Annotated in this window: 13 protein-coding genes; 9 read left to right on the top strand and 4 right to left on the bottom strand. The window is 67.0% G+C overall.

Features of this window, described 5'->3' with window-relative positions; all coding sequences use genetic code 11:
- Positions 1-6 precede the first annotated feature (6 nt).
- The 8 genes from ACQY5K_RS03220 to ACQY5K_RS03185 all read left to right on the top strand — a co-directional run bounded on the left by ACQY5K_RS03220 (position 7) and on the right by ACQY5K_RS03185 (position 8830).
- Positions 7-2250, top strand: coding sequence for a CoA transferase (locus ACQY5K_RS03220; protein WP_428120005.1), 2244 nt, complete (start codon positions 7-9; stop codon positions 2248-2250).
- Between the two features lie 52 nt (positions 2251-2302).
- Positions 2303-4663: a xanthine dehydrogenase family protein molybdopterin-binding subunit gene (locus tag ACQY5K_RS03215; protein WP_428120003.1), complete on the top strand. Its 2361-nt coding sequence runs from the start codon at positions 2303-2305 to the stop codon at positions 4661-4663.
- An 88-nt stretch (positions 4664-4751) separates the two neighbouring features.
- The gene (locus ACQY5K_RS03210) at positions 4752-6047 is read left to right on the top strand and encodes an O-acetylhomoserine aminocarboxypropyltransferase (protein ID WP_428120001.1); all 1296 of its coding nucleotides are present in this window, start codon (positions 4752-4754) and stop codon (positions 6045-6047) included.
- 4 nt (positions 6048-6051) lie between these two features.
- Positions 6052-6882 carry an alpha/beta fold hydrolase gene (locus tag ACQY5K_RS03205; RefSeq protein WP_428119999.1) on the top strand — a complete coding sequence of 277 codons (831 nt, stop codon included), beginning with the start codon at positions 6052-6054 and terminating at the stop codon, positions 6880-6882.
- A 155-nt stretch (positions 6883-7037) separates the two neighbouring features.
- Positions 7038-7577 (top strand): MaoC family dehydratase, encoded by a 540-nt coding sequence (locus ACQY5K_RS03200; RefSeq protein WP_428119997.1) that lies wholly within the window; start codon positions 7038-7040, stop codon positions 7575-7577.
- 82 nt (positions 7578-7659) lie between these two features.
- Positions 7660-8082 (top strand): MaoC/PaaZ C-terminal domain-containing protein, encoded by a 423-nt coding sequence (locus tag ACQY5K_RS03195; RefSeq protein WP_428119995.1) that lies wholly within the window; start codon positions 7660-7662, stop codon positions 8080-8082.
- A gap of 76 nt (positions 8083-8158) precedes the next feature.
- Positions 8159-8422 carry a type II toxin-antitoxin system Phd/YefM family antitoxin gene (locus tag ACQY5K_RS03190; RefSeq protein ID WP_428119993.1) on the top strand — a complete coding sequence of 88 codons (264 nt, stop codon included), beginning with the start codon at positions 8159-8161 and terminating at the stop codon, positions 8420-8422.
- A 15-nt stretch (positions 8423-8437) separates the two neighbouring features.
- Complete coding sequence (locus ACQY5K_RS03185; protein WP_428119991.1) at positions 8438-8830, top strand: type II toxin-antitoxin system VapC family toxin; 393 nt, start codon at positions 8438-8440, stop codon at positions 8828-8830.
- Positions 8831-8902: 72 nt separating this feature from the next.
- Here the strand turns inward: ACQY5K_RS03185 and ACQY5K_RS03180 are convergent, their stop codons facing one another.
- Positions 8903-10159 (bottom strand): acyl-CoA dehydrogenase family protein, encoded by a 1257-nt coding sequence (locus tag ACQY5K_RS03180; RefSeq protein WP_428119989.1) that lies wholly within the window; start codon positions 10157-10159, stop codon positions 8903-8905.
- Between the two features lie 135 nt (positions 10160-10294).
- Here ACQY5K_RS03180 and ACQY5K_RS03175 point away from each other — a divergent pair, with 135 nt between their 5' ends.
- Complete coding sequence (locus ACQY5K_RS03175; protein WP_428122843.1) at positions 10295-10843, top strand: DsbA family oxidoreductase; 549 nt, start codon at positions 10295-10297, stop codon at positions 10841-10843.
- Positions 10844-10885: 42 nt separating this feature from the next.
- Here ACQY5K_RS03175 and ACQY5K_RS03170 read toward each other — a convergent pair whose 3' ends face one another.
- From ACQY5K_RS03170 to ACQY5K_RS03160, 3 genes are all read right to left on the bottom strand, one after another.
- A complete protein-coding gene (locus ACQY5K_RS03170) occupies positions 10886-11329 on the bottom strand; it encodes a rhodanese-like domain-containing protein (RefSeq protein WP_428119987.1) in 444 nt (147 codons plus the stop codon).
- Positions 11330-11404: 75 nt separating this feature from the next.
- Positions 11405-11635, bottom strand: a complete 231-nt coding sequence (locus ACQY5K_RS03165) for a VOC family protein (RefSeq protein ID WP_428119985.1) — start codon at positions 11633-11635, stop codon at positions 11405-11407.
- A 44-nt stretch (positions 11636-11679) separates the two neighbouring features.
- A complete protein-coding gene (locus ACQY5K_RS03160; RefSeq protein ID WP_420442911.1) occupies positions 11680-12432 on the bottom strand; it encodes a DUF169 domain-containing protein in 753 nt (250 codons plus the stop codon).
- Positions 12433-12502 lie beyond the last annotated feature (70 nt).

The raw sequence follows: 12502 nt of genomic DNA, 5'->3' as shown, positions 1-12502 counted from the left end.
ATCCCGATGAGCAGCACCGACGGCGCCCGAAGCAGTGACTCGACGGTCCAGTGCCTCGACGGGGTCCGTGTTGTCGAAATGACCACGGGCATCGCCGGGCCGTACGCAGCGCGCTTTCTCGCCGATCAGGGCGCTGCGGTGGTGAAGGTGGAACCGCTGAGCGGGGATCCCTACCGCAGCGACCCGGGCTTCCAAGCCGTGAGCCGCAACAAGCGCTCGGTGGTGCCCGACGGCGTCGAATGGGAGCGCGCCCCGCTGCCCGCCGGCGTCGACGGTCCGGCGGCATCACTGCCCGGCATCCTGCGGCCCACGGCGGCATCGCTCACCACGCCGATACTCGGCGAGCTGCTCGGCGGTGCCGATGCGGTGTTCGTGCCCGACGCCGACTCCGCGGCCGCAGTCCGGTGCCTCGCTCGGGGCGCTGTGATCGTGTCGTGTCCCACCTGGGGCGATGTCGGGCCGTATGCCACCCGCGCCGGTACGCCGTCGCAGGTTGCCGCCGTGAGCGGCATCGGCTGGAACCAGATCAGCTACTCCGAAGGCCCGGTCGAATTGGTGGTGCCGCTCGCCTCCTACGGGGCCGGAATGCTCGGCGCAATGGCCGCGGCAGCGGGTCTGTATGCTCGGCGGGCGCGCCGGGCAGCGCCCACCTACACCGTGTCGGAAGTGTCCGGCTCGGGCGCCATGCAGATCGGCGACTTCGAGATGGCCGAGATGGCCGGTCTTGACCGCGACGGCTCGTGCCCGCTGGGCTCGGCGGGACGACTACCCGTGTACCGACTGTTCCGGGCCGCCGAAGACCGGTGGATGTTCGTGGCCTGCGGCACGCTGCCCTTCTACGTGGCGATGCTGCGAGCCATCGGACGCGAGGACCTGCTGGGTGATGAGCGCTTCCCGAACCCGCCCTGGGGCCTGCTCGACCTCGAGCCGCTGGCGGAGATCACACCGATCCTGGAAGAGACCTTCGCAACCCGCCCCCTCGACGAGTGGCTGGAAATCCTCGGGGCTCACGACGTGCCGTGCCAGCCGACCCAGACCCGCGAAGAGTTCATGGCGTCGCCGCTGGCAGCTGCCAACGGGCTCGCGACCACCGTCTCCCATCCCGACCTCGGCGAAGTACGCACTCCGCCGCAGCCAATGTGGATCGATGGCTGCGACGCTGTCGAACTGCGGTCAGCCCCGCGATTGGGCGAGCACAACGGCGAGGTAGCGGCCGAGATTGAGACTGGCGCATGGTCCACCCAACCGGGCCCCGACCCGGCGGCACCGGGCGCAGCGCCTTTGGCTGGCCTGAAGGCCGTCGATCTCAGCTCGTTCATCGCAGGACCGGTCATCACCCGCCATCTGGCAATGCTGGGCGCCGAGGTCACCAAGATCGAGCAGCCCGGCGGCGACCCATTCCGCGTCCTCGGGCCCTACTTCAATGGCTGGAACCAGTCCAAGCGCTCGGTCTGCCTCAACCTCAAGGACGCCGCGGACCACGCGGTCATGGCGCAGCTCGTCGCCGACGCCGACGTGATCGTCGAGAACTTCCGCCCCGGCGTCGCCGAACGGCTTGGATGCTCCGACGCGGAACTGCGCCGCATCCGTCCCGATGCCGTGTTGGTCAAGAGCCCCGGCTACGGCCGAGACAAGTCAATGGCAGAGGTGCCGGCCTTCGACCCGCTGCTGCAGGCGCTGGGCGGGATCATGTCAGCCCAGGGTGGAGACGACGAACCGGTATTCCTGACCGTCCCAGTGCACGACGCCGCCACGCCGATGATCGCCACGTTCGGGGTCCTGTGCTCGCTCTACCGGCGGCTGGCCGACGGCGAGGGCCGGACCGTGCGCACGTCGCTCACCCAGACGGTCATGGCGGCGCAAGCAGCCGAATTCGTGTCCTATGACGGGCGGCCACCGGCTGAGATGGGCGGGCTCGACTACCGAGGCAGCGGTCCCGACCGCACCTACCTGGAGGCGTCGACCCCCGACGGCCCGGAGTGGGTCTGGCACCAGAAGACGCCGGAGGGCACGAGCAATCTGCCCGCCGAACGGCGAGGATTCGTCGGGTCGGAGGTCGCGACTTCGAATGGCCACGTTGTCGATCTCGGTGAGACCGAGTGGGGCCCGATGACCCAGGTCGGCTCGCTCATTGGAGGCATCGACGTTGCGATGCGCCGAGCCCCGTACCTCGACGAGCACCGGAAAGAGATCCAGGTCGAACTCGGGGCCAGACAAACGGGCAGCACACATCCCGCACCCGTCGATTGACAGCAGTCGGTCTCCGCGCGACCACCGGAACCTGCGTCGCTACGGTGACGCCATGAGCACTGCCCGGCTCGAGTCCGAAGATCTGCCGATGCTGCGTGGGACGGTGACCTTCACCGCCGACCTGGCTGTTCCCGACGGCTGCCTGCACGCAGCCTTCGTGCGTTCGAACGTGGCCCACGGAGAGCTGCGGAACGTGGACCTGACAGAGGCCGAGCAGACGCCCGGGGTAGCTGCGGTATTCGATGCCCCAGCCTTGGGGCTCGCTCCGTTCGAGTACTACCGAGCCACGACCCTGGGCGGAAAGATGGCCCGGCCGCTGCTGGCCGACGGACGAGTGCGATTCGTCGGTGAGCCGGTTGCCGTCGTACTGGCCGAATCGCCTGCAGCGGCTCTGGACGCAGCCGAGTTGGTCGCCGTCGACATCGACGAACTGCCGGCCGTCATCGATGTCGAGCGAGCTGCTGCCGACGAGGTCCTGCTCTACCCGGATGCGGGCACGAACGTGGTTCGCCCGCTCGATCCGCCCGACGGAGGCGGCTTTGTGTCCGAGCCGACTCGCCCGGTGGATTCAGCACAGCCCGATGGCGCGCCCCGCGACGACCCCTGCGCTGGCGCAGCGTGTGTCGTAGAGCTTGTGTGCGAGAACGACCGAATCTCCTCTGTGCCGATCGAGCCGTGCGCGATCGTGGCGACGCCGTTCGAGCTGATCCGCGGCACGCCGCAGGCCGACGGCGCGTCGCCGGACTGCGAGCTCGACATCTGGAGCACCGGCCAGGGAGTGCACAGCGCGCCGTACTTGTATCGCCGCCTGCTGGGTGTGCCCACGACCGCCGTTCGAGTGCGTGAGCCCTGGGTCGGTGGCGGTTTCGGCGGCCGCGGCGACCCGATGCCCGAGTTCTTCGTGGTGGCCCGCGCTGCGCAACTGCTGCGTCGCCCCGTGCGCTGGGTGCAGAGCCGCCAGGAACAGTTCGTCTCGATGCCGTACGGGCGCGGTCAGCGTCACCGCATCCGCATGGGCTTCGACGACGAGGGTCGCATCTCGGGCATCGACGTGGTGATGTGGAGCGACGCCGGGGCCTACCCGCACATGGCGCCCATGCTGGCTGCGGCCAGCTATCGCCAGAGCACCGGCCTGTACCGGGTGCCCCGGCTGCGCTACCGCTACGGCGCCGCGGTCACCAATGCGCCTCCGGTAGGGGCGTACCGCGGCGCAGGCCAGCCGGAGGTGAACGCCGCCCTCGAACGGGCCATCGATGCTGGCGCCCGCGAGCTCGGCCTCGACCCCGCCGAGGTGCGGCGCCGCAACCTGCTGCGCGCCGACGAGCTGCCGTACGACACCGGCACCGGCGTCACCATCGACAGTGGCGACCCGCACCGGGCCCTCGACACAGCGCAGGAGCTCATCGACGACGCCCGCTGGCAGGCGCTGGCCGCCGATCGCCGGGCCGCTGGCGATCGCCGTGCGTTCATCGGTGTCGGCTACGGCTGCTACAGCCAGACCGCCGGCAGCGGTGACGATCCCGACTACGCCTCGCTGGAGCTGGGTCCCGACGGCAGCGTGCTGGTCACCTGCGGCAGCCATGGTCACGGTCAAGGCCACCACAGCCTGTGGGCGCAGATCACGAGCGCCAGGGTCGGGATCGCCGAGGGCGCGGTGCGGGTGAACGACGCCGACTCGGTGACGTCGACGTTCGGCGGGGTCACCGGCGGTTCTCGCACTGCGTCGGTGCTGGGCAGCCAGATCGCCGCCGCCGCGACTGAGCTGCGTGCACGCATCAGCGAAGTAGCGGCCGAGATGCTCGAGGCAAGCGCAGACGACATCGAGGTCACACCCGACGGCGCGCACGTCGCCGGCGTGCCGTCCCGGCTGGCCAGCTGGACCGACATCGCAGCGGCTGCGCCGGAAGGCATCAGCGCCACGGTCGCTGAGCGGCGCGGCGGTCCGACCCATCCCTACGGCACCCACGCTGCGGCGGTGGAGGTCGACGCCGAGACCGGTCGTGTCACGTTGCTGGCCTTCGCAGCGGTCGACGACTGCGGCCGCATGCTGCACGAGGCTTCGGTGGAGGGCCAGCAGCACGGGGGAGCCGTCGCAGGCATCTCCCAGGCCCTCATGGAAGCCGCCCAGTGGGATGACGACGGCACGCCGCGCACCATCACGCTGATGGACTACCTCATCCCGGCCGCCGCAGACGTGCCACCGATCGACACGGCCCGGCTCGGCATACCGACCGGCCGAAACGAACTCGGCACCCGCGGAATCGGCGAGAACGGCGCCATCGCCGCCCCGCCGGCCGTGCAGAACGCGGTCATTGACGCGCTTGCCCACCTCGGCGTGACGCACATCGACATCCCGGTCACACCCCAGCGGGTCTGGGAGGCCGTCAGCGCAGCCGAGGCCGCCGCGGGCTGACCGACTGGCACCCAGTTTCAGGCGACGGGTGGCGCCCACGCTCGCGTGCTGAATACTTGAGCTCTCGCACACCATCCCGGAGGCACCCATGGTCGAGCCGGACTTCCTGCACTTTGACACGTTGGCGCTGCACGCCGGTCAGCGGCCTGACCCGACCACCGGTGCGCGAGCCGTGCCGATCTACCAGACGACCTCGTTCAGCTTCACTGACACCGAGCAGGCGGCCAGCCTGTTCAACCTCGAGATCCCCGGCCACATCTACAGCCGCATCTCCAACCCGACAGTGGCAGTGCTCGAAGAGCGCGTTGCGGCCCTCGAGGGAGGCGTCGGCGCGGTCTGCACGGCCAGCGGCATGGCGGCGTTCCACTTAGCGTGCGCCACCATTGCCTCAGCCGGTGACCACATCGTGGCCAGTCGCAACATTTATGGCGGCACGCACAACATCTTGAGCCTGACGCTGCCGCGTTTCGGCATCACCACGACGTTCGTGGATCCGCGCGACCTTGACGCTTGGCGTGCAGCGATCCAGCCCAACACCAAGGTGCTGTTCGCTGAGACGTTGGGGAATCCCAACATCGAAGTGCTCGACGTCTCGGCCGTGGCCGCGGTGGCCCATGAGGCCGATCTGCCGCTGATGCTCGATGCCACGTTCACCACTCCGCACCTGATGCGACCGATCCAGTTGGGCGCCGACATCGTGATGCACAGCGCTACGAAGTTCCTGGGCGGGCATGGCGTCGCGATTGGCGGCGTCGTCGTCGACGGCGGGCGCTTCGACTGGGCCGCGTCGGGCAAGTTCCCTACGCTCAGCGAGCCTTATGCGGGCTACCACGGCGTCACCTTCACCGACGAGTACGGACCTCAGGCACTCTCGATGCGGGCCCGAGCCGAGGGCTTGCGCGACTTCGGCGCCGCGATGAGCCCAGCCACGGCGTTCTACCTCCTGCAGGGGATAGAGACGCTGCCGATCCGGATGGACCGGCACGTCGCCAACACCGAGTTGGTCGTCGAATTCCTGATGACCCACGACGCAGTCAGCTGGGTGAGCCACCCGTCGGTGCCGACGCACCCCGACTACGAGCTCGCGAAGCGCCTGCTGCCCAAGGGTGCGGGTGCGATCCTGAGCTTCGGCATCGAAGGCGGCCGTGAGGCCGGCCGACGCTTCATCGAAGGGGTGCGGCTGGCGTCACACCTCGCCAACGTCGGTGACGCCAAGACGCTGGTCATCCATCCCGCGAGCACCACCCACCAGCAGATGAGCGCTGAAGATCTCGCCGCCGCCGGTGTCGGGGAGGACTTGGTGCGCCTGTCGGTCGGCCTCGAACACCCCGGCGACATCATCTCGGACCTGTCCCGCGCCCTGCGCGCCTCGCAGAAAGGCTGAGCTGATGACAGCTACTGAGTCGTTCTCTCTCGAAGTCCGGTCCCAGTCAGTTGGCGTGGCGACCGGAGGAGTGGTGCCCAACGTTTCGTCAGCGGCCGACGCGCCGGTGGTGATGCTGATACACGGTGCGGGCATGAATCGCACGGTGTGGCAGCTGCAGACCCGTTGGCTCGCACATCACGGTTTCACGCCGCTGGCAATCGACTTGCCAGGCCACGGTCTCAGCGACGGCGAGCCGCTCGATTCGGTGGCGGACATGGCCCTTTGGCTCGGTGAGGCGATCACCGCGGTGTCCGAGCGACTCGACAGCGAGCAGGTGCGGCTGGTCGGTCACTCGATGGGATCGCTGATCTGCACTGAAGCTGCGGCGGCCGACCATGACCGGATTGCCCGACTGGTGCTGCTGGGCACGGCGGCGGCCATGCCCGTGCATCCGGCGCTGCTCGGCGCCGCTCGGCGCAACGAGCTGCTTGCGCCAGAACTCATGACGGCTTGGAGTCACGGCAACCGGGCACACGTCGCCACGAATCCCACGCCGGGCTTGTGGATGCTGGGTGGCGGCTTAGCCCTGCTCGAGCGGGCCGACGACGGAGTCATCCACGCCGACCTGTCTGCATGCGCGACCTACGAGGCAGGCGACGCGGCGTCGAGAGTGAAATGCCCGGTCACGGTCATCGTCGGCAGCGAGGACAAGATGACGCCGCCACGGGCCGCAGTTCCGCTCATCGCCGACTTCGACAACATCGACGTCGTCCACCTCGCTGGCGCCGGCCACATGATGATGAATGAGGACCCCGCCGCCGTTCGAACGGCCCTCGCTGCCGCCCTGGCCTAGAACGCCCGTCAAACCGGACCTGTGTTCGGTTGTGAGCGTGTCGCGCTGTGTCTTTTGTGCGCGCTGCGCGCTGTGTCTTTTGTGCGCGCTGCGCGCGCGGCTGCCATCATGTTGCGGCGGCGTCCCGAATCGAGCAGCCGCGAGAGGAGCCAGACATGGCAGTTGAGCGATTTCCCGTGGAGGCCTCGCACATCCTGATGTTTGCGCGGGCCGTTGGCGACACGAACCCGATCTACAGCGACGCGGACTACGCCGCAGGCACCGAGGTCGGCTCGATCATCGCGCCGCCGACGTTCGCGCAGTCCAGCGCCCAATTCGACCCGAACTACTTCCTGCGTCCAAAGCCGGACAAGAAGTGGTTCGGCAGCGGACGCACGGCCTCGGGCACCCTGGTGCGAGACGTCGCTGAGTCAGATGGCACCGATGTCGCCGACGAGCGCGAGGACGACAAGCAATCTGGTGCCGCAGCGGGCGGCCTGCACGCCGAGCAGCACTTCACCTATTACCGGCACCTGAAGCCCGGCGACGTGCTCCACGCGGTCACCTACGAAGGCGAGAAGTGGGAGAAGCAGTCCCGGCGGGCAGGCATTCTCAAGTTCTCCGAATCCGTGACCGAATACCGCGACGAGGACGACGAGCTGGTCATCACCGCCAAGGGCGTCGGCGTCGTCACCGAGAAGGTCATCGACGACTAGTTCGGAGACAACCCGAAGAGCACAGATCGACGACTAGCGCATCGCCGCCAGTCACACACGAATCGCAGAAAGGCACACAGACATGGCACTCAGTGCATCACAGCTCAGCGTCGGAGACAGCTACTCCGAGGAGATCGTCGACGATCTCACCCGCACCCAGATCGTGCAGTACGCAGGGGCGTCGGGCGACTACAACCCCGTTCACACCGATGAGAAGTTTGTGACCGAGGTGGCGGGCTACCCGACGGTGTTCGCACACGGGATGCTCACCATGGGAATGACCGGCCGCATGGTCACGAACTTCGTGGGTGACGGCCGCCTCACCTACTACGGCGTTCGGTTCACCAACCAGGTGTGGCCCGGGGACACCCTCACCGCGACGGCCGAGGTCGCGGAAATCCGTGATGAGGACGGCCAGAAGCTGGCCGATCTCACCATCACGACGACGAACCAGCACGACCGAGCAGTCCTGACTGGTCAGGCCACAGCCCGCCTCGACGACTGATCGGCGGGGCCGAATCCTCCGCATATGGACCTTCGGGATTCCGCCGACGACTCACCGATGTAGTACAATGTAGAACATGGCTGAGGTCGGCATCAGGGCGCTCAAGCAGAACGCGTCGGAGGTCGTATCACGCGCAGCCGCCGGTGAGGAGATCACGGTAACGAATCGGGGCCGACCGGTAGCGAAGCTCACCCCAATCCGCCGGTCGCGTCTAGAAGAATTGATTGCGTCTGGCGAAGCAACACCTGCGCAAGGCAACCTCGCCGACCTCCCGCCGCCGACTCCGGGCCCGAACCTCTCGGCTGCAATCATCGCAATGCGGGCCGAAGAGCGCTACTGAGTCTGAGCATCGTCGGTGGCGAACTATTGCGACAGCTCAGCGCTGGTCAAGCTTGTCGTCCGCGAGGCCGAGTCGACGGCGCTCGCAGATTGGCTCAGCCACGAGCAGGAGCCTCCGGTCTCGTCTGACCTCGCGCGTCTTGAGGTCATGAGAGCTGTACGTCGCTACGCGCCCGAATTCACGGATCGCGCCCAGCACCTGCTCGGCTCGGTGACATTCGTCCGTGTGACGCAGGCGAGATTGGAGCGCGCAGCCATCCTCGATCCACCGGAGCTGCGCAGTCTTGATGCGTTGCATCTTGCGACTGCGGTCGATCTCGGAGACGACCTCCATGGATTCGTCACGTACGACGAGAGGCTTGCCCGCGCTGCGCAAGACGCGGGCATTCCGACATTTTCCCCGCGCTAGTTGTTGGTGCCTCGTCTTGCATCCGCTCGCCTCCGACCGGTCGCGCTAGCCCGTGGCGCGCCCGGCGCTGTGCTAGCCCTTCGCCCTTCCGGCGAAGCCAAACAGCTTGCCGGCGACCTTGCGGATCTGGATCTCTTCTGAGCCCTCGGTGATCCGGTACCGGCGGTGGTGCCGGTAGATGTGCTCGAAGGGCATGTGACGGCTGTAGCCGTTGCCGCCGCAGCTCTGCATGGCTCGGTCAGCGGCGTCGCAGCAGAACCGGTTGCCGCGGTAGTTGCACATGGCCACCTTGTCGGTGATCTCCATGTGGTCGACGCCCTCGTCCATCTCCCAGGCGGTCTTGTAGATGAGCGCCCGGATCATCTCCGCCTCGGTGTAGAGCTCGGCCAGTGGGAACTGGATGGCTTGGTTCTGCGCTAGCGGCTTGCCGAAGGTGGTCCGGTTCTTCACGTAGTTGACCGCCACGTCGATGCAGTGCAGACCCGCACCCACCGACGACGCCGCTTGCCGGATGCGGTTCTCGTGCACGAACAACTGCGCCGTCTGCAGGCCGCGGCCCTCGTCGCCCAGAATGTCGTCGTTGTGCACTCGCACGTCAGTGAGCCGGACGTGGGCGTGGTCGGTCGGCATGTTGAACGTCCACATGAACTCCTCCACCTTGAAACCGGGGGAGTCCGTGGGGACGATGAAGCAGGTGATGCCGTGGCCCTCGCCAGGGTTCCCTGAGGTGCGGGCGAAGATGTAGTCGTGGGTGGCATGGTGCAGCCCGGTGTTCCAGTACTTCTCGCCGTTGATGACCCACTCGTCGCCGTCGCGCACCGCAGTGGTCTCCATCCAGGTGGCATCCGAGCCGTGCAGCGGCTCGGTCAAACCGAATCCGATACGGGCCTGGCCTTCGAGCATCTTGGGAATCCAGTACTCCTGCTGGATGGGTGACCCGTAGCGCTCCATCATCAGCACGGTCGGGAAATTGCCGATGATCGAGCTCTCGTTCTGCAGGTCGTTGTGCAGACCCAGACCGCGCCGCGCCAGGTGCTCCCGGATGATCGCCATGCCCAGGTTCGTCCCATCGCTGCCGCCGAAGCGCTCGGGCAAGTGCCAGCGCAAGAAGCCCGCCTTGTCGGCTTCGGAGCGCATCCGGACCAGCAGGGCCTCCCACTCCGCGTTGGGCAGTCCGTCGCGCTCCCAGTCGGTGCGTGAGTCCTCCCGGCGGTGGTCGAAGTACCGGATGTTGTCGTCTTCGTTCTCGATGGGCTTGATGACGTCGTCGATAAACGTGTCCAAGTCGTCGAGCAGCTGCGCAATGTCGGCGGGGATGGTGAATTCCATGCGCGGCAAACTACTGGCCACCTGCCGTCCCCGCCGGAGCGTGTGCGAGGATGAATAGATGGGGTGAGGGCAATGTCAATGCCAACTTCGATGTCGGTGCTGGTGTGGTCGGACTATCTGTGACCGTGGTGCCATCTGGCACGGGCCCGGGCGGTCCAACTGGCTCAACGTCACGACCTCGATATCACCTGGCTTGCCTACGAAATCCATCCCGAGGTGCCGACGGAGGGCATCGAGGTCCGTTCAGGATTCGATCGGGTGGCGGCACTCGCCGAAGCCGAGGGCATCCGCTTCGTGTCTCCCAAGCGCCTGCGAAACAGCGCCAAGGCGCACCAGGCAGCGCTGGCAGTCGAGCATGCAGACCCCGCCGCCGCCGAGCGCTACCACGATCGGCTCTATGCCGCTTACTGGGAAGACGAGCTCGACGTCTCTGATCCTGAGGTGCTGGTCGAATTGGCGGCCGATGTGGCCATTGACCCTGACGTGCTGCGGCGCGTTGTCACCAACGACGAGCTGCTGCCTGCTCTGCGAGCGTCGATGGCTCGGGCACATGAGTGGGGCATCAGCGCCACTCCCAGCTGGCTGCTGGACGGGCGCCTCGTCATTCCGGGGGCACAGGACGACGACTTCATGGCCGACGTCATAAGGCGCCTGCGCGAGCGGCCCGTCCCTGGCACGAGCTGAATTCGCCTCGCAGGTCTGCGCGGCGATCGAGACCCGGATCAGCTAGCCGGCGGTTTCCGCGCCGGCCGCGGGCGGCGGGATTACCGGCAAACCGTGGGATTTCCAGCCGGCCATGCCCCCGTCGAGGTCCGTAGCGTTGCCGAACCCCAGGTCCTGCAGGCGAGCGGCGGCGAGGCTGGAGCTGTAACCCTCATTGCACACGATGACCAAGCGGTCGTCGAAGTCGGCTGCTGTGCCCTCGGCGAAACCTGATGCGCCGTCGATGCGCCACTCGAGCACCAAGGGGTCGATGGGCTCGGAGCCCTCGATGATGCCGTTGGCCTCGCGCTGGTCCCGCGATCGGATGTCAATGACGCGCAGCCGTCCGGTGCCGGCCGAGGCCACAGCCCCCAGCAGCACGGAAAGCTCAGCGGGCGAGACCCGGTCCAGCCCGGCGCGCGCCTCCGCCAGCAGGTCGTGGACTGTCTTGCGCTGTGGTTCAGGCACAGTTCAACGCTCCCAACGCTCCCAACGTCGCCATGCCCCGCAAGCCTAGGTTCAGGGGTTGTCGATGAACTCCACTCAGTTGCCGTCGGGATCTTCAACCATCCCGACCACCACGCCGGGCACCACAAGTTTCAGCAGGCTCTTGTTCGCCCACAGTCGGTGCATCTGGGCGATGCCCACCTTCTCCATGTTGAGCGTCGCTTCGAATTCGAGCCCGAGCACATCGCGATAGAAAGCGAGCATCTCGTCGCCGTTGCTGGTGACGATGCCGAGGTCGAAGCCTTCTTTGGTCGGTTGCAGTGCCACGTTGTTCCCTGTCTGTGTTTGGTCGGTGCGGTTGAACGGTGTGCTCAGTCGTAGCTGACGCCCAGGCCCGCCCGGGCGTCGGTCTGAATGCCGTATGTCGGGATGGGGTAGCGCAAGCCGTTGCGTGCCAGCGCCTCCATGCCCTCGACAGCGACAACGAGATCTTCCGGTGTGAGCGCAACCAGCATCTCGTCTTCCATCACGCCGCCGTAGCGCCGTTCGGCGAAGCACGGAATCGACACACTGGGCTCGCCGGTGCGCAGCGCCCGGCCCCACGAGTCAGCGCAGGCCGACTCGCCGACGCAGCCCCATTCCAGCTTCTTGTACTCCCGCCACTGCAGGCCGTTGATGAAGATGATCATCTGGGCCGGTGTGGCATAGATCATGCAGACATCGGGCGGATCGAGCCGCTTCGACGACAGCGGCGAGACGACCATCGCCTCATAAGTGCCGTAGGGCACGAAATCCATGGCGTGCTGGTGGGCTGAGGCATCTTCCAGCGTCTCGTACCACACCCCAGCCATGCGGTCGCCCGACAACCACTTGTCGTCCTGGGGATGCAGCCCGATGACCGCGCCGCACTGGGCGCCGACGAGGTCATCCATCGTGAAGCCAACCGTCCAGTTGAGCCGGCAGGCCATGCCCACGATCTGGTCGGTGGTGTGGATGGCGTTCGGGCGGCGCACCCGTGGCACTGCTTCCATGTCGGCGACAGTCTCGAACAGCTTCATGCCAATAGGTGTGGTGCGCAGCCGTAGGACAGCCTGCAGGCGAGCCAGCAACTCGTCCCAGTCGATTGCGGTGGTGCGCACATGCGCAGTGGTCTCGGTGGTCTCTGTCACGTCGGTTTGGGTCACGGCTCCCCCT

This window comes from Candidatus Poriferisodalis sp. (assembly GCF_965262965.1).
Classification (GTDB): Bacteria; Actinomycetota; Acidimicrobiia; order Acidimicrobiales; family Poriferisodalaceae; genus Poriferisodalis.
This window is presented reverse-complemented; position numbering and strand designations above follow the sequence as displayed.